This is a genomic window from Vibrio sp. MEBiC08052, from assembly GCF_001506075.1.
In the GTDB taxonomy this organism is placed as follows: domain Bacteria; phylum Pseudomonadota; class Gammaproteobacteria; order Enterobacterales; family Vibrionaceae; genus Vibrio.
Genome location: NZ_KQ947476.1, coordinates 350,539 through 377,343, shown reverse-complemented (window position 1 = coordinate 377,343; position 26,805 = coordinate 350,539). Strand labels below are relative to the sequence as shown.

The following is a 26,805-nucleotide window of genomic DNA, read 5'->3' as shown; positions in this document are numbered from 1 at the left end:
TATATTGTCTTTTTAGTTAGTTTTGCGTTTTATCGGTTGTTTTTGATTGTTTTTCTTATTAATTACTTATCGGTTTATTGAATATATTGGTCCAATTCTCATGATTGAATTGAATATTGTTTTATTATACAAAGTAAAATGATGGCATCTTAATAACATTGTCACTTTGTGGTTTTGTTATTTTATCCGTGTGTTTGAATTTTATTTATCAGAATGTGTGAGTGAATATCAATATGAACGATAACCATAAATCCTCTATTCAATTAGAGCGAGAAAGTCATTTGGCGCTTCCATTATCATCGGCTCAAAGAGGAATCTGGTTTGCTCAAGAGCTGAAGCCAGATGCTCATGGCAAATTCTTTAAAATTACCGAATATCTGGAAATATCCGGTGTTGTTCAGCCGGATATTTTTGAGGTGGCTATCCGCCGGACTGCCAGAGAAATTGAATCCTTTCAACAGGTTTTTAAACTAACCCCACAAGGGCCGAAGCAGCAGTTTGGTGTTGATCCGGGCTGGGAATTACCCATTTTGGATTTTCAGGCTGAACCTGATCCACAACGAGCCGCCAAAGCATGGCTCGACGCCGACTTGGCCCGTCCCTTTGACCTTGAACAGGGACCTCCGTTTTCTTTTGCGTTACTCCAACTCGGCCCTGAGCGCTTTTGGTACTATGCCTGTGTTCACCATTTGGTTCTGGACGGCTTTGGCGGGGTACTTTTATCTACTCGGGTGGCTGAAATTTATTCCGCATTGGTGGCAGGAGAAGAGCCGCCAGCCTGTCAGTTCATTTCATTGGTTGAAGCGATCGAGATTGAGCAAGAATATAAAACATCGAAACAGTATCTGCGAGACAAAGAATACTGGCAGGAAATCCTCAAAGATCGCCCGGCTCCCGTTAGTTTGTCTGACAAGCAAGCACCATGTACCGATATTATCCGCAAACAGATGTATTTACCGGCATCTACCAACCGGATGTTAAGAGAACTTGCGGTTGAATGTAAAAGTCAGGTGCCGCAACTGCTGATCGCTTTAATCGCGATTTATCTGCATCGTATCACCGGAGAAGACGATCTGGTTGTCGGCTGCCCGATGGTGGCCAGAACCAATAAGAGACTCCGTTTATTCCCCGGAATGGTTTCCAATGTGCTGCCCTTGAGACTTAATATCGGTACTGAGGATACACTCATGGAGATCGTGTCTCAGGTTAAACGTCGCATTCTCGGTGCCGTTCGTCACCAATGTTACCGTGGTGAAGATCTGGCGTCCGATCTTGGGATTCTGACCGAGAGTGAGCAACTGTTCTCAACCGATATCAATATCCTGCCGTTTGAATACGAAATGAAGTTTGGTGAAGCGCCGGTCAATGTCAATAACCTGACCTTGGGGCCAATTGATGACCTTTCGATCAACATCTGTGATCGGGGGCCTCAACAGGGGCTGGAATTGTGTATCGATGCCAATGCCGCTTTGTATAGTGAAATGACCTTAGCTTCTCACTTCTACCGCCTGATGCATTTCTTCTCTTGTGCTGCTGCCGAACCGGCGCAGACAGCGATCAGTTATTACAACCTGCAAATGCCAGAAGAAGGGTCCATGATCGATGCATGGAACCAGACCCAGATTGCCTTCCCGCCAGCACAGTATGTTCATGAACTATTTGAACGACAGGCCAGTGATGAGCCGGAACATATTGCACTGATATGTGCCGGAGAAAGCGTCAATTACGGAGGCTTGAACATTCGTGCCAACCGCCTCGCTCATTATTTGCGTTCGGTCGGTGTCGGCCCGGAAAGCCGGGTTGCTATCTGCTGTGGCCGGGGACCCGACTTACTGATCGCCATGCTGGCAACGTTGAAAGCCGGCGGAGGATATGTGCCGCTTGATTCGGCCTATCCGGCTGAACGTTTACAGTACATGCTTGCCGATAGTGATCCGACCGTAGTGCTGACTGATGGCGTGATTGATCTCAGTGACTTGGTGGCAGAGACATTACCGGAATCGCGGCTGATTCATACCCAACAAGATCGGGGTTTATGGTTTGAACAACCGTCGTCAAATCCGACGGTCAGTGATCTCGGCCCCGAAAACCTCGCTTATATCATCTATACCTCCGGTTCAACCGGTCAGCCGAAAGGGGTCATGGTTGAACATCGTCAATTGCTGAATCTGGTTAACTGGCATAACCGGGCATTCCATGTTCAGCAAGGGACTTGTGCTTCAAGTGTGGCTGGTCTCGGGTTTGATGCGGTTGTCTGGGAAGTGTGGCCGCCATTGAGTGCCGGTGCGACATTGATGATGCCATCACTCGAAGTCTCTCGCGATCCCGAGCAACTGCTCAATTGGTGGGTTGAACAACCGATTGAAGTCGGTTTTTTACCGACACCGATTGCTGAGCTTGCCTTTGCCCGTCAGGTGGCACCGAAGACCTTACGGTATCTGTTGGTCGGTGGTGATCGGCTGACGCGCCAGCCGGATGAATCGGTCTCTTATACTCTGGTGAACAATTACGGTCCGACGGAAACGGCTGTTGTCGCGACATCGGGCGCGATTCGGGCAGCGGATGATGTGCTGCATATCGGCAGCCCGATTGCGAATACACGCATCTATATTCTTGATGAATCGTTACGCCCCGTCCCACTCGGTGTGACCGGTGAAATCTATATCGGCGGGAATAGTGTCAGCCGGGGATATCTGAATCTTCCGGATATGACCGCAGAACGGTTTTTAGCCGATCCTTTCACGAATCAGCCAGAGAGCAAAATGTATCGCACGGGTGATCTCGCTCGCTGGCGTTTGGATGGCTCGGTTGAATATCAGGGCCGGAATGATAATCAGGTCAAAATTCGTGGCTTCCGGATCGAGCTTGGTGAAATTGCAACGGCTTTGCAGGCTTGTCCGGGGGTTCAGAGTGCCGTTGTTACGGTGTTGCACGCCGGTGAGTCATCCGAGCGTTTAGTCGCTTACTACACCAGCCAACGTAATGCGTCAGTTGAAATTGAATCACTGAAACAGCGCTTGAGTGAATCACTGCCCAGCTACATGGTACCGGCTGCATTTGTCGGGTTGGATGCCATTCCGCTGACGGCAAACGGCAAAGTCGATTACCGAGCGTTACCTGAGCCGGATGCGGATGCATTTGTGCACCGTCATTACGAAGCGCCACGCGGTAATGTCGAACAGCTACTGGCCTCGATCTGGCAATCGTTGCTCAACGTTGAGCAAGTGGGACGCCACGATAATTTCTTTGAACTGGGCGGACACTCACTGTTGGCGGTACAGTTGATCGAACGGTTGAGACATCACTATTACCATCTGGCGATTAAATCGCTGTTTACCACCCCGACACTGGCCGGTCTGGCGCAAACATTGAGTCAGTCATTGAAAACGGAGCGTCAGGTACCATCCAACCTGATTCCGGCAGGGTGTACGCAAATAACCCCGGAGATGCTTTCACTGGTGGAACTGAGTCAGTCTCAGATTGATACCATTGCCGCTTCTGTTCCCGGTGGTGCGGCGAACATTCAGGATATCTATCCGCTGGCACCGTTACAGGAAGGGATTTTATTCCATCATCTGTTGGAAGAAAAAGGTGACCCTTACATTACGCGAGCGATCAAAGCTTTCGCCAGTCAGGATGAGTTGCAACAGTTTGTTGATGCGCTTCAGGCCGTCGTGAAGCGGCATGACATTCTCAGAACCAGTCTTTTCTGGGATCAGCTCGACGTACCTGTGCAGGTCGTATGGCGTGATGCGGTGTTGCCGCTGACCCCTCTGACCCTTGACGGTCCGAACATGGTCAAAGCAATTCAGCAGCAATTTGATCCAAGCAGTACCCGTCTGGATGTTCATCGGGCACCGATGATTGAAGCCTATCAGGTTGAAGATGCCGCTGAAGGACGGTGGTTACTCTGCTTACTGATGCACCATTTCTGTCTTGATCACACCACATTAGAATTGATGATGGAAGAAGTACAGGCGCATCTGCTCAATCGGGTGGAACAACTGCCTGCACCGCTCCCATTCAGAAACTTTGTGTTTGAGAGCCGCCTCGACAGCGATCCGGAAAAAGAGAGTGCTTACTTCTGTGAGCGTCTCGGTGACATTGATGAGCCTTCTGCGCCATTCGGATTACTCAATGTGCAAGGCGATGGTCACGAAATCCATGAGCTGCATTTACCGGTTGATGATGATCTGTCTCAGTTGCTGCGGGAGCATGCGCGCCGTCAGGGGGTGAGTGCTGCCAGCTTGTTCCACTTGGCTTGGGGGCTGGTCGTTCGTGCGACCACTGGCCGTGATAATGTGGTTTTCGGTACGGTGCTGTTTGGCCGGATGGCCGGTGGTGAAGGCGCTGACCGGGTGCTGGGGATGTTCCTCAATACATTACCGCTGCGTTTGTCGCTGTCTAATGAAACGGTCACGGAAGCGGTTCAGTATACGCACAGACATTTGGCTGAAATGCTGGAGTATGAGCATGGTTCATTGTCTCTGGCTCAGCAGTGTAGTGGCGTCGCGCCACAAACCCCGCTGTTTAGCAGCCTGCTCAACTATCGTTATGACGGGGGCAACAGTCAGACCGGGATTGACACCGGACCGATGAATCTGCTGTTTACGGAAGAGCGGACTAACTATCCGATTACGCTGTCAGTGAATGATAATCCAAAACACGGGTTTTCTTTAGATATTCAAGTGGATGAAAGTATTGGTTGCGAACGGGTCGGTGCGATGGTCACGCGTGCTTTACGTGAGTTGACTTCTGCGTTGGAAGATGAACCGAAACGGTTGATTCATTCGTTGAATATCCTGCCGAAAGATGAATACCGGAGATTGATTAACCAACTGAACGCAACGCGAACTTCCGCTGTCACTGACATCTGTGTTCACCGACTGTTTGAACAGCAGGCAGCCGAGTATCCGGATGTGCTGGCGGTGGTGAGTGATGCTCAGAAACTGACGTATCGTGAGCTGAATCGGCAAGCCAACCGTCTGGCGTATTATCTGCGGTCTTTCGGAGTGGCTCCCGATCAGCGGGTTGGCCTCTGTTTTGACCGTAACACTGATTTCATTGTTGCGATGCTGGCAACACTCAAGGCCGGTGGTTGTTATATTCCGATGGATCCGACTTATCCGGCTGATCGGTTGCAATATATGGTTTCCGACAGTCAGCCGACATTGATTTTGTCTGACGGCATCCTCGATGCTGAAACGATTGTCGGTAAAGCAGAAATTCGTGTGATTAACGTCAGCACAGAAATGTTTATGTGGCGCGATTATCCGGCTACCAATCCGCAATCTGGGCACATTCGACCGGATCATCTGGCTTATATCATTTACACCTCCGGCTCAACCGGACAACCGAAAGGGGTGATGATTGAACACCGCAATCTGGCGAATCTGGTGCACTGGCACAACCGGGCGTTTGAGATCAAGGCCGGGACTTGCGTTTCCAGTGTGGCAGGTGTCGGTTTCGACGCGACCGTCTGGGAAGTCTGGCCGCCACTTTGTACCGGGGCACATGTGATGCTGCCGACGCTCGATATTTCCCGCGATCCGGAGCAGTTACTGGCGTGGTGGATATCACAACCGATTGAAGTGGGGTTCTTGTCCACACCGATTGCCGAACTGGTGCTGTCAAGACGACTTGAACACCCAACGCTGCGGACTTTGTTGGTCGGTGGTGATCGATTGAACCATCATCCGCATCCGGAAACATCCTTTACGCTGGTCAACAACTACGGGCCAACCGAAACCACCGTGGTTGCAACGTCGGGCGTGATTGAGCCGACAGACGATTTACTGCATATCGGTTCACCGGTCGATAATACCAGTATCTATATTCTGGATGAGTATCAGCAACCGGTTCCGATCGGTGTCAAAGGGGAAATTTATATCAGCGGTAAGAGTGTTGCCAGAGGTTATCTCAACCGCCCCGAAATGACGGAAGAACGTTTCCTCGATGATCCGTATTCTTATGAATTCGGAGCCCGGATGTACCGCACTGGCGATTTAGGTCGCTGGACTGCCGGTGGGACGATTGAATATCTGGGACGCAATGACAGTCAGGTTAAAATCCGGGGTTTCCGGATCGAACTGGGAGAAATCAGCGCCTGTATGAGTACCCATCACGGGGTCGCTGAAGCCGTCGTGATTGCCGCTAAAACACAGAATAATGATCAGCGCTTGCTGGCTTACTATGTCGGGAATGCGCAGACAGCGCCATTGCGGGCATACTTGTCAGCTCGCCTGCCGGATTACATGGTGCCTGTGGCTTATGTCAAACTCGACCAGATTCCGCTGACGCCGAACGGTAAGGTGGATCGGAAGTCACTGCCGGAGCCGGAAGCGGATGACTTTGTCACGCAGGTTTATATTCCGCCGGAAGGTGAAGTGGAAGAGACCATTGCTGCGATTTGGCAGCGCTTGCTCGGGGTTGAAAAAGTTGGGCGCAATGACAGCTTCTTTGAATTGGGCGGTCACTCACTGGTTGCGGTACAGTTTCTCAACGAAGCCCGTCAGCATGGTTATGAACTGACACTTTCGACACTGTTTTCTGCATCCCGGCTTGCCGATATTGCCGATTATATCCAGCGTAGTTCCGAGGTGTTGATTGAGCATGCGGTGGCACTTCGTCCGGCCACCGATGATCAGCGGCCACTGTTCATTGTGCCGGAAGCCAGCGGGGAGATGCTTTATTCGCCCTTACTGACTTCTTATATCGATAAAGATATTGCTGTTTACGGTCTGGTCGCACCGGCGCGTAATACGCCACCGTTCTACACTATTCAGGGAGCCGCGGCACGCTACACCAGAATTATCCGTGAAACTCAACCGGAAGGACCGTACCGGATGACGGGAATTTCGCTGGGCGGCACGCTGGCTTATGAAGTTGCCAGACAACTTCTCGGACAGGATCAGGAGATTGAATACGTCGGTGTGATTGATACGACGGCAGAGAAAGCCATCGTCCCGCGTCATGTAGGTGAAGAAAAACTGACTGAAGAGCAGAAGATTCTGCTGATGAGTAAAGAGATCTACGATGGTCTTGCGTATGACATCTATGGTCTGGCCGAATCGGAAAGTACGCTGGAAGAGGGCATGACGTGGAAAGATCACTACCGGATGGCCAAAGATATGGGCATGTTACCTGCCGGGTGGACAGACACGTATTTCATGAACTGGATGCAGCACCGCGAGGCGTTAATCCGGGCTGAATATGAGTACAAAAATCTCCCCATCGATATCGACCTTTATGTCGCTGAGTTACGTCCTGAAGGGGAAGCGGCCGATGTGGTGCCTTATCTGCGTTGGGATCGCTTCTTGCCGGAGGCCTCGGTTCGTCCGACGACCATTCCGGGTACAACGCATTACCACTTGATTGTTGAACCCTATATTGGCTATCTCGGTCAGGCGATTTCAAACGATCTGCATGATCGGGAGAAAGCTTATGCCGCAGGTAAAGTGATGCGTAATGCAGAATATGACCCGTTGGTGACCCTACAGGAAGGCCATGGTCACGGACCGACGGTGTTGTGCATTCCCGGAGCGGGTGTCAATGTCTGTGCCTTTATGGGATTGGTGCAGTCTATTGAATCAGACTGGACTGTGCTTGGCTTCCAGCCTCGTGGTCTGAAAGGCAATGATATTCCGCATACAACGGTTCAAGCTGCCGCAGCTTTTTATCTGAAAGCACTGGCGTCGAGAACCTGTATCGGGCCGATTCATATCGTCGGACACTCGTTCGGTGGCTGGGTTGCTATCGAGTTGGCCGCACTGCTGGAAGCGGAAGGCATTCAAGTGGCGTCACTGACCATTGCTGATTCTGAAGCACCGGATGAGACACCGCGTGAATACAGCGACTTGTCGGCCTTGATGCTGCTCATCAAGCAGTTTGAGCGACAAGGTGCGGCTTTAGGCCTGACAGAGCAAGACCTGAAAGGTCTCAATCACAGAGAACGGTTGATGCTGGTTCATGGTTATCTGGTTGAGCAAGGCGTGCTGACGGGCAACACTGGTGTGGATGATTTGGATGGGATTTTCCGGGTCTTCGCGACCAACATTCGGACGCATTATCAGCCAGCGGTACAGCCGAATGCGTTGGTTAATCTGGTGGTGACACAAGATATGAAAGCCGGTGTCAAAGAAGCCTGGCAGGAACAATCACGCAATCTACATTGCATTGAGAGTCGAGCTGATCACTTTAGTTTGCTCAGACCGCCTTTTGTGAATTTGATTGCGGATATCATGCAGCCGACATTCCGGACTTTGGTGACGGATATCTAACCGGAAGCTCTTTCAGTGAACTGCAATAAAACCAATTGCCCACCGATCGGTGGGCAATTTTTTGAACACTGATGAGATGACTGAAAAACTCACCGCCGAAACGTTTCTGTCCGTTTAACAATTGTTCGTTCAACAATCTTATCGCTCAAATCCTCCGGTGACCTTATACGATCACTTAGCGCCCCTGAGCGGCCAGTAACGGATCGGGTGTTATCCGGCTCGACTTTGAGCGCTCTGGTCGGTTACAGAGCAAAATCCCCACAACGGCAAGCAAGCCACCGATGCCCATTAAAACACTGAGACGTTCACCAAGTAGAATCGCGCCGAGTGAGACTGCTGCGATGGGATTGAGTGCGATAAAAGCACCTGCCCGGGTTGCACCAATCTTCTCAATGCCACTGTAGTACCAGATATAAGCAAGTGCTGACCCGACGATACCCAGATAGCTGAGGCTGATAAAGTCCTGAATATGAATCGATGCCAGTGCCCCGGCATCAAGCTGACCGCTGAACAGCGTTGTCAGCGTGAGCATCGCTGCACCGGCCAAAACCGAGTAAGTTACGGTATGCAGTGGTCCAATGGTCTGTACGGTTCGCTTGCCGAATACACTGTAGGCAACCCAACTGAGCACGCAGCCGACAAGCATCAGATCACCGAGCCCCGAAGATTGTGTCTGAAGCACAGCCTGAGGCGATTTGCTGATAATCACCATGGCAGCCCCGGCAATACACAGGGTAATGCCGCATAGGCGTGTGAGTGAAAACCGTTCTTTGTGGAACAGAAAAGAGGCAATGGCAATTATGGCCGGATTGGCGGCAACGATCAGTGAGGCACGGGAAGCACTGATATGTTGTAATCCATAAAAGAAAAACAGGTTATAAGTGTAGATGCCACAGAAACCGAGTCCGAACAGCACACCGAGTTGCTTCTTGGTGATGCGGATAAAGCCTCTGCCGGTCAGGATTAACACCAGCACCAGTGTTGCACCGGCCAGTAAGAAACGCAGTGTTGCAGAGACGAGCGGTGGGATTTCCGGATTGATCGCCCGTCCGGCAACAAATGTTCCGCCCCAGATGACAGAAACCAACGCGAGTTTGAGATAGATGCCGGGGTGACGAGACTGATGATCACGCGGCCGAGGGGGACGTTCTGTTGTATGGGTCATGTTTATTTAACTCGCTATGTTGAGGGCGTGCTGTGCGTGTTGATCCGCATACGCTTTAGTCAGGCGGAGTATGTCGCGCTGTGCATTACTGCCACCGATGAGGTGCCAAGATTGCTGGCACTGTTCCAGTTCAGATAAACAGGTTTGATACTGTCCGAGCGTGAATTGATGAATGGCTCTTAAAATGGCAACACCAGTTCGGTGGGTTTGTGGGTCAGTACCGAAGCCGTCACACTCAGCAATGAGTTTTTCAATCAGAAAAGGTTGTTTGGTAGCAGAAAATGACAGCGCGGCATGGAGCTTGTGGAGATAAGAAACCGAGTTTTCAATCACGCCAGTCCATAGTGTTGCGAGTTTGTGCCACTGTTTCTGCCATTGTTTCTGAGACCCCTGATCGGTGTATTTCAGATGAAGCCGCCATAGAAACCCGACCGCATCGAGATCTTGTTTCGCAAACGGTGTTTCTTTCATATCACACAAGGTGTGGAAGGTCTCTAAGGCAGCTTCCGGCATCTGGTTTTGTTCGTAGGCAATGACAAGGTGCCAGCAGATATGAATCTTCATCCCGGGATTATTCATCCATGATGAAGCCCGGTGATTTAAGAATTCGATGATTTGCTCCCATTGCCCGGTTTCGTGCAGCGCATGGACAACCGCGTGGATACCGTAAACATTTTCCGGACGGGTTTCGATAGAATCCCAGCCTGCGGCTAATGCTTGCTCGTATTGCTGACATTCACACAGTACGAAAGACTTGATAGCGAGATAGAAAGGATAGAGCTCATGGGTGCGGGACAAGGCTGATTCACACTGTTCCAGCATATCGATCAAACGAGTGGTTCTGCCGGTACAGAACTCAAACATATGTAAGATATACAGCGCAATTACATCGGTCGGAAATCGTTTTAAGTGAACTCTCATCAGCGTATAGGCTTGTTCATACTGAAACCGGGTCCAGGCTTCACAAGCCTGATAGATGAGTTTAAATTCCGGTCTTTGGATTTCGCGCCAGTTCATTTGAGCAAGATGTAAGTTAAAACGATAAAACTCTCGGATTTCACAACTGGTTGTGCCGTCAAATCCGGCCAAGAGCTGATAGAACGTCTGATGCGTTTTATTTTTTGGCTGACAACGTGCAGGAATTTCCTGAAAAGATAAAAAATAGCCGTTGATTTCCGGCCATAAAGATGAAACGCCATCCGTAGAGCGTTGTGACTGATGAACCATACCGCCACTCCTTTGCCATTATTGTTTTTATGGTGTAGACCATAGAAAAGATTTGATTCATATGGTTTTATATAGTTATCGATATGATCACTCATAAGGAAATGAGCATTTACTCATGAGGCTGGTATGACATTAACGCAGTTGGAAATATTTTCGGTTTTATCGGATAGCCTGCATTTCACGATTGCGGCCCAGCGGCTCGGCATTTCCCAATCCGGGGTGTCACATGCGATCAAATCTTTAGAAGCTGAACTCGGGGTGAAACTGTTCCACCGTCATCAGAGCCGCGTCGAGCTGACCGATATCGGGGTTCGGTTGTTAGCGCGCTCTCGTACGTTACTGGGCGTGGCAGAAACAATGCGTCAGGAAGCGACAGATGCCCAGGGAATGAAGCAAGGTATGTTGCGCATCGGTTCGTTTGGCCCAACCTCGTCGGTCCGCTTGTTGCCTCAGATTATTCACCAGTATCAACAAAAATTTCCGGGGATCGAAATTTATGTCGATGAAGGGCCGGATATTCAGGTGATTCAGTGGTTGAGAGAGCGTCGGGTCGATGTGGGCTTTGTGGTTTTGCCGGAAAATGATCTGGATGTGTTTCCGTTATTGGACGATCAGATGGTTGCTTTGCTGCCTGCGGCACATCCATTGAGCCAGCTTGAGTCCGTGACATTATCGTCACTGTGTTACGATCCGTTTATCTTGACGGGGGCAGGATCCGGAGAGTGGGTGATTCGCCTGTTTCATGCCGAAAAGCTGCGGCCGCAGATCCGCTATCGCACATCCCAGTTGCTCAGTATTCTGTCACTTGTCGAAAGTGGTGATGCGGTTTCCGTCGTGGCGGAATCGTCGTTACCTGATTGTGATTCGCAGCGCTATGTTTGTCGGCCATTATCTCCACCAATCAAGCGGCGAATTGGTCTGGCAGTATTGGACAGTCATCAGGCCAGCCCGGCCGTGAAAGCGTTTATTACCCTTGCACAACAGTTGCATTCTGTAGGGTAGTGATTGTGTGTTCTTTCGGTTTTACTTGACCGAAATAATCAGGCAATGAAATAATTGCGCAATCATGCTCATAAGAATATTTAAAAACAAAAATCTATCCAGTCAACGGAAGGAATCACAAGTGAAAATACTTTCAACAGCGTGTTTGTTAATGCTAGGTTGCACGGCGTATGCAGAAGGGTTAACCACATCTAATGATGGGAAGACGTTAACCGTAAACTTTGGTGAGCCAACATATAAACAAGTGCTTCACTACCGGAAAATGTACAGCAAAAAGCCGTTTCCCGATGCAGAGGTTTATTACTATAACAACGGGACGTATAAAATTATTTCTCAAGGCGAAAACCATTACGGTGTTTATGTTATGCAAGGGGATTTCAGTGATGAAACCTATACGGTGAGATTTATATCCTTGCCCTCTCCAGACTGGGGGAATAAAACCGCATATCATCAGCTGACTTTCATTCGGGGTGATAATGCGCAAAGCATATTTATCCAGAATGCAATTGTCGATACCGGGGAAGCGATCGCACAGCAAAATGGTACTTACACTTTGGAAAAAAATACGGTATCCAATCCCATCAGCACAGACTGGAAAAACAAATAAATCCGGGCTCCTGAGTTGCTGACTTAAAACCGGCAATCATCGGGAGTCTCTGATTGTTCGGTAGATTGAGGCAGCATAAAAGAAGGGGCGAACAAAGAACACCATCAATCCCGACTTTGCGCATGTTGCTAAGCAAAATGCGATGTAATTCAAAGCCCTAAAACCTATAGAGGTTGGAGTCGTAATCGGGATTTTCCCCAAAACTTATCTTTCTTTTTAACCGGATAGGCAGATCGGAGTGGGTTTCGTTTGGGAGCTTGCAGAACTTCTAATTGCCAAGACTGATCATTATCAAAGAAGAAAAAACGGATCTTATTTTTTTCAATGACTTGAATATCCCGAAGTATTCCTGCGGTATATTCAGCTGAAAGTTCTAATGATTCAATAATCTTCAGTGATTGATCGAGCAGGTAAATATGGAGCGCTTCTTCATAAGGAACATCTTCAGTCAGAAACAAAAGGTAGTATCCCGCGTCAGTTTGATACTGGGCCTCCAGAATTTTTCCACTTAGTTCAACCTCCTGATTCAATTCTCGGTGGGAGAGGGTAACTTTGGAGACTTCACTGTTTGCTGAAATATCTTTTGTCACATGGAATACATTAATTTTGTTCATTCAAAGTACCACCCAAATGTCATATCAGCTCCAAGTGCGCCTAATGCTCCACCGATGAGTGCCCCTATGGTCACGCATACTGGTGCTCCTGGACCACAAACAAGACCTGCTGTTGCTCCGCCCAATGCACCTCCAGCAAAACCCCCACCAAGCACAACGCCTTCTTTCGTTGTGGCTTCTAATTTATCTTCAGCTGTTGCGATGTTGTATACGGAAACACCTAAGGTCACAATTAATAATCCCCGTCCTAAACGGGAATATCTGATTGCTGCTGCATTGACTGATGGTCTCGATCTGCCAGAACTTTCTATAATTTCCAGATAGACCTTATTTTGTTCAAAGGAAGATAATTGTTCAAAAGGTTTATTGAACTGACGAAGAGAATATTTTTCCGTTAATGTTCCCAGAGTTAGTCCTGTCTTCTTGAGGCTGACTGCTTTTGCTTTGCCAATATCACTGGAACGCAGTCTCGATACTTCTAGTATCTCATTTCGCAGTTGATTGACTTGCCTTGCGGCATCAGGTGCAGAAATCGTTCCTGAAGAAACTTTTAAACGATATTCCTGAGATAATCTCTTTGTCTGGTTGATGTAGCTTTGTCTGACATTTCCGTCATTGATATATCTATAAGCAAAATTGAATGTAGCGGATTCCAACTGTGATAATGCCGTTTCTAACTGATCCTCATTTAATTGAACCATTACAGATTCCCTACTCAGTAACTGGTGAATAAAGTAAAAATAAACCTATTATTATAGTAAAACTATAAGCCCTAAATTTTGGGGAAACTTATTCATTTCCCCTGCCACCATTTTCCCAACTATCGTAGCCCATCGTTCCTGAAACATTGTGTTTCCACACAATGTTTTGATAGCTTAGTGCAATCACCTCATGCATTTCTTCTTTGTGAGCATGAGTCGTATGAGGAAGAGAAAAATCGAGGCTGGAAATTACTGCTTTTTCGAGTTCAATTGTATAAAACTTTTCGTTATAACCTTGTTCATTGGTTCGGTAAAAATTGATAGTACAATTTAAGTGTTCTTGTTTGGCAAATGCAGTGGCAAGCAGAGGGCTTGATTTATCTATGTTTTTGGAAATGATAATCGGATTATGATTTTTCCGATGTTGCTGCGCATCTTTCGCCATATGATGAACACAGGATAAAATTGTAATTTCATCAGTATGGGATTCCTGATATTTATTCCCCATAGAATCTTTCGTATTACAGCCACTAGAAATTAATCCTTGAGTAGCGCCATTTATTGTAATATATGCAATATGCGACATGTGAACCTGTTATTATAATGAGTTGATAACGTGAGTCTAAGGTTCTGGTTTATATGTGTCTACTACCATTAATAAAGTCCTCTATCAGCCAGTTCTTGATTGGAAGCATTGTCACTATTTAATATTGCTAGTTAGTTTACACATACAACCCCCACTCAGAATTGTAGGTATAAAAGTTCTGCGTGTAATATCCTTGCACTAAAGTGTCATTCACCAATGACAAACTCAGGCTGACCCCAGCCGCGTGAGACAAATCTGTTCCACTAACGCTTTTAGACGTAACACTTCACTTTCGAGGTAGGTTAGCTCTTCTGCGGTGATTTCATAATGTTCTGAATAACGGGCTTCGATATACGCCCGTTGCAGGCGGCGGAAACTACGGCGGTGGAATTTGTTATCAAGTGGGAAAATTGTTGCAAATTCAGCATCGATTTGGGCGCACAGCTTTGCGAGCTTTTCGATATTGTGGGATTTGGGTAGGTAGTTGGTACAGGTGAGCAGGGCACAGGCCAAAAAGCGTTCAGCAGATTGATGAAGCATAAAGGCGGACTTTTTAAGCCATTGCCGTTTGAGGTCATCTTTATAGGAAACGAAAAATTGCTCTGCGCTTTCAAACCACTGCGCGTAATGTTTGCGGGCAATTTCCTGTTTTTCGGCCTCGGTCAAATCGCCCGGCTCCGCCAGCGGTTTTGGTGTCGCAGCAAATAGCTCTATCCCTTCTTCACGAATACTCTTAAAAAAGTAATGCCCTTGTTGCAGGCGTTCATTCACTTCCTGCAAGTCATGGACAATCAGCCCCAGAGGTGCAGAAGTCACTTTGCGCTCAATCTGCTCTTTAGCTCGCTGCCAGACCACATCTTCTTCAACCAGTGCTGCTTTGTTGACGATTACCAGAATATCGTAATCGCTGATATACCCATTGACCGGATCGTTAACCCAGTCACCTCTGGCATAACTACCAAACAGGATGACTTTCAGGATACGAAACTCGCTTTTACTCCCTGTTTTGCCCTGAAGATAGTCTTCCAGCGTATCACGCAGAATCGTTGAAATGGCGGTAAGTTCTTGCTGTTTCGATTCAGGCAGGTGGTCGAGGAATGTTTTCATAATCACGACATGAGTTGGTGGTGGATGAATAGCAGTAGCATAAAAGAAGGTGTCAACAAAGAACACCATCAACCTTCACTTTACGTTGGTTACTGAGAGAAATGCGATTCAATTCAAAGCTATAGCGATTGTATGTCGCTCATTCGCAAAGGTTATTGCTTACTCAATAGAAACTTACGCAAATCTCTCTCTGCGCGCATGACAAACAGAATAAAGATTTTGTCGCTGTCTTGTTTATAGAAAATACGACACGGGTTAACGACAATTTCACGATAACTGAGATGTTCTAGCTCGGGCGGAACGCGACCCGATTCAGGGAGATTTTCCAGACGTTCAACTTTAGAGAAGATCGTGTGAACCAATTGCTGTGCAGCGACAACATTTTCAAGTGCGATGTATTCAGCGATGTCATTAAGATCAGATAGTGCTGACTCCGTCCAGATTATTTCAGCCATTTTGACATTTTGTCCCTGGCTTCATCGTGGCTCACCATTTTACCGTCAGCTAATGCGCGCTCACCTCGTGCAATCCCCTCCAGAATCGCCAAACGATTTTGCATAAACTCGTAATCATCAACATCAACCAGATATGCCGAAGGCTTACCGTGTTCAGTAATCAACACGGGTTCTTTCGTGTCATGGAGATCGGCAAGGATCTTCGTTGCTTGACGTTTGAGTGATGTAACTAGTTCTACTTTCATGAGAGCTGCTCCACAGGAATACTAAAAGTGATACTATTCTATCACTTTTAGTATAGCAAGCTTGATGGAGGCTAACGCTGACCCTCAGCAGTTTCCTGTCTGAGGGCTTTGTGAATCATTTGCCAGATAGTGTTTAAGCCGAGACCTTAAACCTTTCTCGATTGCTGTTTGTAACGGTCAAAAATAACCGCGGCTAACAGAATCGAGCCCCGAACCACATATTGTGCGAACGGCGACATGTTGAGTAGGTTCATCGCGTTCTCAACGGTGCCCAGAATCAGGACCCCGGCAATCACATAAGATACTTTACCAACCCCGCCTTTCAGTGATACGCCACCCAGTACACAGGCTGAGATGACGACCAGCTCGAAACCGACGGAGGTCATCGGCTGACCACTGGTCATCCGAGCGGCGAGAATCACACCCGCAAGCGCGGAAATAAACCCGGACACGGTGAAGATAATCAGTTTGGTTTTGACCACATTTACCCCGGCCAGACGGGCTGCTTCTTCGTTGCCGCCGATAGCGAGCGTATTGCGGCCGTAAACTGTCCGGTTGAGCAGAAATGCGAAGATGATAAATGTAATAATTGTCAGCCAGATTGGTGTCGGAATACCCAGAACGGAAGAGTTACCCAGTGCGAAAAAGCTTTCTTCGGTAATCCCGACCGCTTTCCCGTCCGAGATAATGTAACCCAGCCCCCGGGCGATTTGCATCGTTGCCAGTGTGGTGATCAGGGCATTGACCTGTAGTTTGGCGATGACGAAGCCATTGATCAGGCCAAAGAAGACCCCGGACAATAATCCGGCAATGATGCCGAGGGTCACACTGCTGGTCGCATTGATTGCAACAGCGGTCACGACCCCGGCGCAGGCAATGACCGAAGCAACCGAGAGGTCAAGGTCGCCACAGGCGAGGCAGAATAACATCGCACAAGCGACCATGCCGCTCATGGAGATCGCCAGACCCAATCCTTTCATGTTAATGAAGGTAGCAAAATAGGGCACAAAAAAAGCGCAGAGCAGGAACAGCCCTGCAAATACAATGAGCATCCCGAATTTGTCCCAGATGTGGGAGAAATCGATGCTCGGTTTCTTCGGCTCATTGGTATTCGGTTTGGTGGTTGTAATGGCCATTACTGATTTCCTCTATGCTGCGACAGGGTTGGTTGCACCCAACATCGCCAGACGTAATGCGGTTTGTTCGTCAAATTGATCGCGTTGCAGTTCTCCGGAGATTGCACCGTCTTTCATCACCAGCAATCGGTCGGAGATCCCCAAGACTTCTGGCAGGTCGCTGGAGACCACGAGTACCGCGACTCCGTTTTCTGCCAATTTGAAGATCAACTCATAAATTTCAGATTTTGCACCGACATCGATCCCTCGGGTCGGTTCGTCGAGCAGGATGACTTTCATATCTGTCGAGAGCCAGCGGGCAAGAATCACTTTTTGCTGGTTCCCGCCGGAAAGCTCACCGATCAGTTGGTCGAGAGAGGCCGCTTTCACGTTCAGTGCATCGCACTGTAACTGGGCGTTTTTCTCTTCCCAGCGAAAGTCAATCCGTCCGCCTGACTTGAGAAAGTCTGGCCGGGCACTGATATTGGTGTTTTCCCGAACCGAAAGGATCGGCACGATGCCGTCTGCTTTACGGTCTTCCGGGCAGAGGGTCACACCGGCACGAATCGCTTCGCCGGGGGAGTGGATACGAACGGTTTCACCTTGGATAGTGATTGTGCCGGTGGTCGCTTTATCTGCGCCGAAAATCAGCCGTGTCAGTTCTGTCCGACCGGCACCGACGAGTCCGAATAGGCCGAGAATTTCTCCGCGCTGAATGTCCAGAGAAACAGGCTGTGTGAGCCCCGGGCCCATCAGTTCGTCAATTTTTAGTCCGCTGCCCCGGTATTCGCGGCTACGGTAATGGTAGATGTCATTGATTTCCCGCCCGACCATCAGTTCAACGAGTCGGTCATTGGTGAGATCGGTCAATGTATCGAAAGTCTGAACATGCGTCCCGTCTTTGAAAATAGTAATGGCATCACACAGTTCGAAGATTTCTTCCATCCGGTGTGACACATAAAGAATAATTTTGCCGTCATTGCGCAGTTCACGAATGACTTTGAATAGATTCTGGATTTCCCGTTGGGACAAACTACTGGTTGGTTCGTCAAACGCAATAATTTGTGCATTGCGACTGAGGGCTTTGGCGATTTCAACCATTTGCCACTGACCAATCGAAAATTCTTTCAGTGGGCGGGACGGGTCAAAATCTTCCCCGAGTCGCAGTAGCTGCTCTCGCGCATTGCGGTGCAGGGTTTCCCGATCAACCGATCCGTTTTTGGTCGGCAACTGGCCCAGATAAATATTTTCAGCCACGCTGAGTTCCGGAACGAGGTTTAGTTCCTGATAAATGATGGCAATCCCGTGATTGAGCGCATCGACGGTCGAGGAAAATACAGCGGACTGACCATCAATGATCAATTGTCCTTCTGTGGGTTGATAGAGTCCGCTGAGTATTTTCAGCAAGGTCGATTTTCCGGCACCATTTTCGCCCATCAGCGCATGAATGCTGCGGCTCTGGACACGAAAATTGATATTCGAGAGCGCTTTGACACCCGGAAAGTGCTTAGAAATCTGACTAAACTCTAAAGAAGAGGGCAATGCTGCCATAGTGGCCTCCTGTGGGTTCAGAAGGTGGCACAACATTGTGCCACCTGCCGGGAATTACAGTCCTTTTTTCTTCAATTCTGCTTTGTAGTTCTCTCGGGTAATCAGAACCACATCGGTGACTTCAACGAATTTCTTCGGTTCAACACCATCTTTGACCCATTTATACAGCGATTCGATACTCTTAAAGCCATGCACGTCCGGACTTGGCAGTAAAGATCCGTAAAAGCCGGTAGGTTTGGATTTCGCCAGTTCGTTGACGGCATCGACACCGTTAATACCGATACCAATGACGTTCTGTGCATCAAAGCCTTGACCTTCGGTTGCACGAATACCACCGAGTACGGTGTTGTCGTTCATGCCGACCACCAGCCAGTGTTTGACATTCGGATATTGCACCAGCAGCGAGTTGGCAGCATCCAGTGCACCGGGAATGTCGTTGGTTTTAGTTGGTACGCGATAGATTTGATTGGCAGGGAAGCCCGCTTCTTTGAGTGCCGCAATCGAGCCGTCTACCCGGCGACGAGCGGTATCAAGCTCATCTGCGGTAATTGCCATGACCGCACTGTTGGCAGGGTTCCAGCCACGCTTTTGCATTTCTTTATACAGCTCTTGGCCCTGACGCTGACCGATTTGACTGGCAGCCATCATCACCAACGGCACATTCGTCATCGGCTTGCCTTTGGCGTTGAGGAACTGATCGTCAACCGTGATCACTTTGAGATCATAACTTTTGGCTTTGGCCATAATGGCTGGCCCGAGTTTCGGATCCGGGGTACAAATGACGAAACCTTTGGCGCCGCTCGCAGCAAGGGTATCGATCGCATTGAGGGTTTTTTCACCATCGGGGACGGCCATCTTAATTACTTCGAAGCCATACTCTTTGCCGGCTTTCTCAGCAAAATTCCATTCAGTCTGGAACCAAGGCTCTTCCGGTTGTTTTACCAGATAACCAAGTTTGAGCGTGTCATCATCGTTACCAAAGAAAGCATGAGCAGAGGCACTGAGTAGTGCGGTTCCTGCTAAAGCGGCGACAGCGAGTTTTTTTCTTATCGTCTTCATTTTGCTATTCCATCCACTGGTTGTTGTAGGGGGTGTTTCGGGCACATTATTTGTACAAGCCGCGCAGGATTGAAGTGATGAAAATCACAGCAATGAAAGGTAGCGTTTTTGTCCATGCATATAGCGTGAGACAACATGACTCAGCTCTCAAAATAATATTATTCTCGATTTAAATAGCCTTTTATTCCTATACATATGATTTTTCATGGCTCATTTCGCGATAAATCCTTAATGTGCATATTTTTTAAGCTAAACCGCAAAAAAACAGTCACGGCGTTTTTATCCATATTTTTAGCTATGGCGTTCATGTTCCCTTCTCCGTTCCACCGCTATAAATGACAACTACTGAATATCAACTGTGAGCTCGCGATACCGTCTCAGTGGCGACGATTTATCGGTGGTGATAAACGGTTCGTGATGATGACTTGCCGATGTGAATCGTTTGTCGATAGTGATAAGCGCTACATGGTGCGGGTGACTTGAATATGGGGATAGTTATGGACAATAGGCAGAAGAGTGAGCCTTGTGTGATCGGTCTGGATTTTGGTTCAGATTCGGTCCGGGCTTTATTGGTCAATGCTCGTTCCGGTGCTGAATTGGCATCCGGGGTTGCGGAGTATCCCAGATGGAAAGAGGGCAAATACTGTCAGCCGGCACGATCGCAGTTTCGTCATCATCCAAAGGACTATTTGGAATCAATGACGCAAGCCATACAAAATGCCGTGGCTCAGGTGAGTTCGGACATCGCACAATCGGTCGTCGGGATAGGGGTTGACTCAACCGGCTCGACACCGGCACCAATTGATGTTGACGGACAAGTGCTCGCACTACGACCGGAGTTTGCCGATAACCCGAATGCGATGTTTATTCTCTGGAAGGATCATACCTCAGTATCAATGGCTGAACGGATTAACCAATTAGCACACAGCAATGACTTTCCCGATTACACCCGTTATGTCGGTGGCATTTATTCTTCGGAATGGTTCTGGGCCAAAGCTGCCTGGGTCAGTGAACAAGATGCCGAAGTTGCACAACATGCCTATAGCTGGGTTGAATTGTGCGACTGGGTTCCCGCGGTGCTGAGTGGTCATCAACATCCGGATGTGTTGCGTCGGGGCGTTTGTGCCGCAGGGCACAAGGTGATGTGGCATGAGTCATGGGGCGGCCTACCTTCGGAAGCATTTCTGACCGCCGTTTCACCGACTTTAGCCGGTTTACGGGAGCGGATGTATCACGATGTTTATACCGCCGATCAGGTGGCGGGTTATCTGACCGATGAGTGGGCTGCACAACTAGGGTTGCCAGCCGGTATTGCGATTGCAGTCGGTGAGTTTGATTGCCACATGGGGGCGGTCGGTGCCGGTGCCGGGGCTCATGATTTAGTTAAAGTCATTGGTACATCGACCTGTGACATTTTGATGGTTGATCCAGCGCAGGTTGCGGACAAGGCGATTGCCGGTATCTGCGGGCAGGTGTTGGGCAGTGCACTGCCGAATATGACTGCGCTTGAAGCGGGACAGTCTGCGTTTGGTGATATCTATGCCTGGTATAAACGGTTGCTGCTTTGGCCGGTTGAGCAATATCTGCGCGACCATCCCGATGTCAATTTTGATCTGGCTGAGTTTGAAAACGCACTTATCCCCCAATTAACCCAAGCTGCCGCAGCGTTGGAGGAAGGCGATAATCAGGCGTTAGCGGTGGACTGGCACAATGGCCGTCGGACACCGAATGCCAATCAGCGTCTGAAAGGTGCGATTGCCGAGCTGAATCTCGGCTCGACCGCGGTCGATTTATTTGCCGGACTGGTGGAAGCAACCGCACATGGGGCGAAAGCAATTGTGGACTGCTTTGTCAGTCAGGGCGTAGATGTTAACCGTCTGATTGCCATTGGCGGGATTTCACAAAAATCACCGTATGTCATGCAGACCTGTGCCAATGTAATTGGCCGGGAAATTGTGGTGGCAGAATCTGAACAGTGTTGTGCGCTGGGTGCTGCAATCTTTGCCGCCGTTGCTGCGGGTGTTTATCCGACGACACAAGAGGCTCAGGTGCAAATGGCCAGCCCGATCAGTCGCACCTATACACCGGCTTCTGCTATCCCGAATCTCCGGGCTACGCGCTACGCCATGTACCGACATTTAGGACAGTCTCTTGAGCAGTTATCTCAGGATCGTTTAGATGATGTGACATCATCGTTGTCAAAGGAGGATGCATGAATATTGATGTTTCTTTCACTCCGGATTTTGTGGTCAATTCGGCATGGAAAGCCCGGATGGATGTGCTGCGGGAACAGGTCTGGAAAGCCAACATGGATTTGCAGAAGCATAATCTCGTGACTTTCACATGGGGCAATGTTTCCGGTGTTGACCGAGAATCCGGCTTGGTAGTGATTAAGCCGAGCGGGGTGGCTTATGAAGATCTGTCCCCTGAGAATATGGTGGTGGTCAATCTGGCCGGTCAGCGTGTGGAAGGCGATTTAAATCCTTCTTCAGATACGGAAACGCATCTGGAGCTCTATCGGACTTACCCTGAAATCGGTGGGGTTGTGCATACCCACTCGATGAATGCGACCTCCTGGGCTCAGGCAGGGAAAGCGATTCCAGCTTTAGGTACCACGCATGCGGACTATTTCTATGGTCATGTGCCGTGCACCCGTTCGCTCTCCGATGCTGAAATTCATCAGGATTATGAACTGAATACCGGCAGAGTGATTGTGGAAACGATCGGACAGCAGGATCCGCTTGCTGTGCCGGGCATCATTGTCAAAGAGCATGGCCCGTTTAGCTGGGGTAAAACGCCCGATCAGGCCGTACACAATGCTGTAGTGCTCGAGACAGTGGCCGCGATGGCATTGAGAACGCTGCAAATCAATGCCGGGGTTGGTGCAATCAATCAAACATTGCTGGATAAGCATTACCTGCGTAAACACGGCAAGAATGCTTATTACGGACAGCAGGAACATCACGAAAAATAAGGATACACGATGAAAATTTTCGATAAGAAACAGATCTGGTTTGTCACGGGTTCCCAGCATCTGTACGGGCCAAAGGTTTTGCAGCGTGTTGCTGCTGATAGTCATGAGATGGTTGCCGGCCTCAATGCGGCAGCAGATATTTCAGTTGCTGTAGTTGAGCAGGAAGTGGTGAAAACACCGGATGAAATTCTCGAAGTGTGCCGCCGGGCAAACAATGATCCGGATTGTGTCGGTCTGGTGCTGTGGATGCACACGTTTTCTCCCGCTAAAATGTGGATTGCCGGTCTAAGCCAGCTCAACAAGCCATTCTTGCATTTACACACCCAGTTCAATGCGGAGCTCCCGTGGCAAGACATTGATATGGACTTTATGAACCTCAACCAGAGTGCGCATGGTTGTCGGGAATTTGGTTTCATCGGTACACGGTTGAATCTCAACCGGAAAGTAGTGACTGGCCACTGGCAAGATGTGGCGGTGCACCGTCAGATTGATGACTGGTGTCGTGCGGCTGTCGGGATTGCTGAAGCACAACAACTCAAAGTGGCTCGGTTTGGTGACAACATGCGCCAGGTCGCTGTAACAGAAGGCAATAAAGTCTCCGCACAGATTCAGTTCGGTTATGAAGTTCACGCTTATGGCTTGGGTGAACTGAGTGAGCGCGTCAATGCAGTCACTGACAGTGACGTGGCCGCACTGCTTGATGAATATGCTTCAACTTATGATATTGCGCCCGGATTACTCGATGACCGTGACTCACTGGCGATCCTCAGACAGGAAGCCCGGCTGGAATTGGGGATGGAGCAATTTTTGACTGAGAAAGGGGCACGTGCGTTTGCCAATACATTTGAAAATCTGACTGGCCTGACTAACCTCCCCGGGCTGGCAACCCAACGCTTGATGGAAAAAGGCTACGGTTACGGCGGTGAGGGAGACTGGAAAACCGCAGCAATGGTGCGGATGATGAAAGTTATGGGGCAGGGTAAAGCCGGTGGCACCTCGTTTATGGAAGATTACACTTATAACTTTAGTGAACGGAGTCAGGTGCTTGGCGCGCATATGCTTGAGGTCTGTCCGTCGATTGCGACAGCGCGGCCGAAAATTGAGATTCACCGCCACACCATCGGCTGTGATTGCCCGATTGCGCGGATGATTTTCACCGGTAAACCCGGTCCGGCGCTGAATGTCTCCGTGATTGATTTAGGCGATCGCTTCCGGATGCTGGTCAATACCGTTGATGCGGTGACTCCGCCTCAAGGGTTGCCGAATCTGCCGGTTGCTCACGCACTGTGGGAACCGCATCCAAGTCTTGAAGTTGCTGCAACTGCCTGGATTTATGGCGGTGGGGCTCACCACACGGTTTACAGTCAGGCGGTGACGGTTGATATGCTGTCGGATTATGCCGAGATTGCCGGTATTGAGATGGCGTTGATCGATCAGCAGACCAACTTACGTCAGTATAAACAGGATTTGAAACATAACAGCCTGTACTATCGGCTGAACGGCCAGATATAAAACCCAATGGTGCCTGCTATGGCAGGCACCTCATAAGGAGCCAATGTGAAGATAGACCCGGATGAATTTCAGGTGTCTGATCGGGCACAGTTGTTTCATGATCACTGGCAATTGGAAATCGCGTCACATACACCGGTGGTATTTCAGTTGTTCTCCCGTAGTAAATTGTTTTTTAGTGGCCGGTTAGAGCTGATCAACAACGATGAGGTCATCAGTACCGAAGATTTTCACTGGCGGTTTCGGATCAAAAATAACCGGATTGAACAGTGGTGTAACGTGCAGCTCGAAGAAACCCTCTCGCTTGGTATCACCTATTCTTTTCAGCCGGATGCGCTAGTGATCGAATATATGGCACGACACCGTGTGCCGACCCGTTTAGATATGCGACATAATATTCAGGCGATTCAGGCCGAGCAGAGTTCTGAACCGCGCTCCGTTGCCGATATGAGAGGCCGACTGGAACAGTTACAGCACCAAAATAATGAGCGACCGAGTGATTATCTGGTTGCGTCCGGAAATCAACATTTCAGAGAGGCATTTTCTGCCACACAGTGGATTTTCCTGTCATAGCCTACTGTTTTACGTCATCTTCTTGCGAGCGCCGAGCGGCTTTCAGAACTAACAAGTGTCACAAGTTTTATACGAAACTGTGAAGTCATAAATCGTATGAAATCGAAGAGTTAGCGTACACTCAGGCGTTAAAGGAAAGTAGTATAGGATGTAGGATGCAAGACGATCCGCTTAAACCCGGGTATAACTTCGATGCACATTTGGTGGCAGGACTGACTCCGATTATTGAAGGAGACGAACTGGATTTCACCATTGACCGCCCCAATGGCATGAAAGGCTATATTATCAACCTGACCAGTAAAGGTGAGGGCACGCTTTTTTCCGGTGATCAGGCCATTGATGTGGGTCCCGGTGATTTACTGCTGTTTCCTCCGACAGCGGCTCACTATTACCATCGTAAAGCAGACAGTGTGTGCTGGTTTCATCGCTGGGTTTATTTTCGTCCCAGAGCCTTCTGGCATGACTGGCTGAGTTGGCAAGATGAACAACACGGGGTGTATATCACCCGCGGATTGGATCAAACCACCGTTCATCATCTGGAACGTTTATTCATCGATATCGAGTATACCGCCAAATCCGATGAACCTTATCGGAGTGATTTATCGATCAATCTGTTGGAACAGCTCCTGATTCGTTGTAAGAGTTTGCAACCTGATGTGGTCAGCAAGCCGCTCGATCCACGCGTGATTGAAGCGATGAATTATATGACGCAGAACCTCAATCAGGATTTCACCATGGAAATGGTAGCCTCTCACATCTGCCTGTCTCCTTCGCGGTTGGGGCATCTGTTCCGTGAAGAGATGTCGATGACGATTACGCAGTGGCGTGATGATCAGCGCATCAGCCGGGCCAAACAACTGCTGGTGACCACTAACTATTCGGTCAACCAAATCGGCCGAATTGTCGGTTATACCGATCCCCTCTATTTTTCCCGGGTATTTAAACGTAAGTCGGGCGTCAGTCCCAAACGCTATCGGGAGCAAATTACTTAAACGCCCGCTTTGTCTTGTCTCAAGTTTCAGGGGTGAACCCGTGAGCCCCTGAAACTATGATTCCGTTTGTTGATGTGTATTGTCCCGTTTTGGCGTGAGCTGCTGAATGGTCAGTCCGGCAATAATACAGACCAGCCCAACAATGGTCGCCGGATGAATCTGCTCTTGGATGATCACGGATAACAACAGCAGTGAAATAAACGGAGAGATAAAAATCAGGTTACTGATTCTGGCGGTGTGACGGGTACGTTTGAGTGCATTGAGCCAGAGAAAGAAGGTAATTCCCATCTCAAATAAACCGACATAAACGGCACTGAGCCAGCCTTGGGGCGTGATATGGTTCCAGTCGGTGCCTTCGTAAAGCGACAGAATCAACGTACAAGGCAGGGCGACCAGAAAACCCAGTAGCAGGCTAACGACCGGATCTGCGGTGTTACGGGTATTGAGAATCCAGTAGCCGGCCCACAGGAGCGTTGATAATAAGGCGAGTCCGACCCCGACGGGGCTGTCGAAATCGAGCGCAAGCAGATTGCCCCGGGTTGCAATTACTAACACTCCCAGATAACAGAGTGCAGCGGCAAGATAGTCTTGCTTGCGGATTTTCTGTTTGAGAAAAATGGCGGCCATGATCGTTAGCGTCATCGCCCAGCTATAGTTGATCGACTGTGCCTGAGAGGCGGGGAGCAGGCGATAGGCCTGAAACAGAATCAGATAGTAGCTGAGCGGGTTGATCAATCCGGAAATAATGAAATAGGTCGGATTGGCCGCAAAGGTCGGCAAAATCAGGTGAAGTTGACGCTGACATGCACAAATGACGACTAATGAGATGATCGAAATGACACAAGCAACGGTTAACATCTGAATCGGGGTCAGTTGTGCCAGCGTGAGCTTAAATGCCGTCGCGACAGTTGACCACAATAACACCGCGCTAAGACCGAAGAGCAAAGCTTGTTTTTCATTGATTGTGTTGTTATTCATTGCTGGTAAGCCGTGTTTTTCCACCATTGATTCGATTGCCTGAGCATAACATAAGCTTTCGTCAAG

The 26,805-nt window shown here is 48.9% G+C and carries 20 protein-coding genes; 8 read left to right on the top strand and 12 right to left on the bottom strand.

Annotated elements, in window-relative coordinates:
* Positions 1-233 precede the first annotated feature (233 nt).
* Positions 234-8,279 (top strand): non-ribosomal peptide synthetase, encoded by an 8,046-nt coding sequence (locus VRK_RS19115; protein WP_059123091.1) that lies wholly within the window; start codon positions 234-236, stop codon positions 8,277-8,279.
* 175 nt (positions 8,280-8,454) lie between these two features.
* Here the strand turns inward: VRK_RS19115 and VRK_RS19110 are convergent, their stop codons facing one another.
* Together VRK_RS19110 and VRK_RS19105 are read right to left on the bottom strand one after the other, a co-directional pair.
* Positions 8,455-9,444, bottom strand: a complete 990-nt coding sequence (locus VRK_RS19110; RefSeq protein WP_082671476.1) for a DMT family transporter — start codon at positions 9,442-9,444, stop codon at positions 8,455-8,457.
* Between the two features lie 6 nt (positions 9,445-9,450).
* Positions 9,451-10,671, bottom strand: coding sequence for a tetratricopeptide repeat protein (locus VRK_RS19105; RefSeq protein ID WP_059123090.1), 1,221 nt, complete (start codon positions 10,669-10,671; stop codon positions 9,451-9,453).
* 126 nt (positions 10,672-10,797) lie between these two features.
* Here VRK_RS19105 and VRK_RS19100 point away from each other — a divergent pair, with 126 nt between their 5' ends.
* Both VRK_RS19100 and VRK_RS19095 read left to right on the top strand, forming a co-directional pair.
* Entirely contained in the window at positions 10,798-11,673 is an 876-nt protein-coding gene (locus tag VRK_RS19100) for a LysR family transcriptional regulator (RefSeq protein WP_059123089.1), read from the top strand.
* Between the two features lie 121 nt (positions 11,674-11,794).
* Positions 11,795-12,280, top strand: a complete 486-nt coding sequence (locus VRK_RS19095; RefSeq protein WP_197413189.1) for a hypothetical protein — start codon at positions 11,795-11,797, stop codon at positions 12,278-12,280.
* Positions 12,281-12,444: 164 nt separating this feature from the next.
* On the opposite strand, the gene VRK_RS19090 is transcribed toward VRK_RS19095, so the two are convergent.
* From VRK_RS19090 to VRK_RS19050, 9 genes are all read right to left on the bottom strand, one after another.
* Positions 12,445-12,894, bottom strand: coding sequence for a hypothetical protein (locus VRK_RS19090; RefSeq protein ID WP_059123088.1), 450 nt, complete (start codon positions 12,892-12,894; stop codon positions 12,445-12,447).
* Positions 12,891-13,595 (bottom strand): hypothetical protein, encoded by a 705-nt coding sequence (locus tag VRK_RS21540; RefSeq protein ID WP_059123087.1) that lies wholly within the window; start codon positions 13,593-13,595, stop codon positions 12,891-12,893. The genes VRK_RS19090 and VRK_RS21540 overlap by 4 nt, the downstream gene beginning before the upstream one ends.
* A gap of 88 nt (positions 13,596-13,683) precedes the next feature.
* Positions 13,684-14,181, bottom strand: coding sequence for an Hcp family type VI secretion system effector (locus VRK_RS19080; protein ID WP_059123086.1), 498 nt, complete (start codon positions 14,179-14,181; stop codon positions 13,684-13,686).
* A gap of 225 nt (positions 14,182-14,406) precedes the next feature.
* Complete coding sequence (locus VRK_RS19075; RefSeq protein ID WP_197413188.1) at positions 14,407-15,288, bottom strand: HEPN domain-containing protein; 882 nt, start codon at positions 15,286-15,288, stop codon at positions 14,407-14,409.
* 152 nt (positions 15,289-15,440) lie between these two features.
* Positions 15,441-15,743 (bottom strand): type II toxin-antitoxin system RelE/ParE family toxin, encoded by a 303-nt coding sequence (locus VRK_RS19070; RefSeq protein WP_059123084.1) that lies wholly within the window; start codon positions 15,741-15,743, stop codon positions 15,441-15,443.
* Positions 15,731-15,988: a type II toxin-antitoxin system Phd/YefM family antitoxin gene (locus VRK_RS19065; protein ID WP_059123083.1), complete on the bottom strand. Its 258-nt coding sequence runs from the start codon at positions 15,986-15,988 to the stop codon at positions 15,731-15,733. Before VRK_RS19065 ends, VRK_RS19070 begins: the two co-directional genes overlap by 13 nt.
* A 146-nt stretch (positions 15,989-16,134) precedes the next feature.
* Complete coding sequence (gene araH / locus VRK_RS19060) at positions 16,135-17,124, bottom strand: L-arabinose ABC transporter permease AraH (protein WP_059123082.1); 990 nt, start codon at positions 17,122-17,124, stop codon at positions 16,135-16,137.
* A gap of 12 nt (positions 17,125-17,136) precedes the next feature.
* Entirely contained in the window at positions 17,137-18,654 is a 1,518-nt protein-coding gene (gene araG, locus VRK_RS19055; protein ID WP_059123081.1) for an L-arabinose ABC transporter ATP-binding protein AraG, read from the bottom strand.
* A gap of 54 nt (positions 18,655-18,708) precedes the next feature.
* Positions 18,709-19,713 (bottom strand): arabinose ABC transporter substrate-binding protein, encoded by a 1,005-nt coding sequence (locus VRK_RS19050; RefSeq protein WP_059123080.1) that lies wholly within the window; start codon positions 19,711-19,713, stop codon positions 18,709-18,711.
* A 497-nt stretch (positions 19,714-20,210) separates the two neighbouring features.
* Between VRK_RS19050 and VRK_RS19045 the strand changes: the two genes are divergently transcribed.
* From VRK_RS19045 to araC, 5 genes are all read left to right on the top strand, one after another.
* Positions 20,211-21,929, top strand: coding sequence for a ribulokinase (locus tag VRK_RS19045; RefSeq protein WP_059123079.1), 1,719 nt, complete (start codon positions 20,211-20,213; stop codon positions 21,927-21,929).
* Positions 21,930-21,985: 56 nt separating this feature from the next.
* Positions 21,986-22,687 (top strand): L-ribulose-5-phosphate 4-epimerase, encoded by a 702-nt coding sequence (locus tag VRK_RS19040; RefSeq protein WP_157372065.1) that lies wholly within the window; start codon positions 21,986-21,988, stop codon positions 22,685-22,687.
* A gap of 9 nt (positions 22,688-22,696) precedes the next feature.
* Entirely contained in the window at positions 22,697-24,199 is a 1,503-nt protein-coding gene (gene araA, locus VRK_RS19035; RefSeq protein ID WP_059123077.1) for an L-arabinose isomerase, read from the top strand.
* 45 nt (positions 24,200-24,244) lie between these two features.
* Positions 24,245-24,769, top strand: coding sequence for a hypothetical protein (locus tag VRK_RS19030; RefSeq protein ID WP_059123076.1), 525 nt, complete (start codon positions 24,245-24,247; stop codon positions 24,767-24,769).
* A 155-nt stretch (positions 24,770-24,924) separates the two neighbouring features.
* Positions 24,925-25,761: an arabinose operon transcriptional regulator AraC gene (gene araC / locus VRK_RS19025; protein WP_059123075.1), complete on the top strand. Its 837-nt coding sequence runs from the start codon at positions 24,925-24,927 to the stop codon at positions 25,759-25,761.
* Between the two features lie 54 nt (positions 25,762-25,815).
* Here the strand turns inward: araC and VRK_RS19020 are convergent, their stop codons facing one another.
* On the bottom strand, positions 25,816-26,724 hold the full coding sequence (locus VRK_RS19020) for a DMT family transporter (protein WP_059123231.1): 909 nt from the start codon (positions 26,722-26,724) through the stop codon (positions 25,816-25,818).
* Positions 26,725-26,805: the final 81 nt, after the last annotated feature.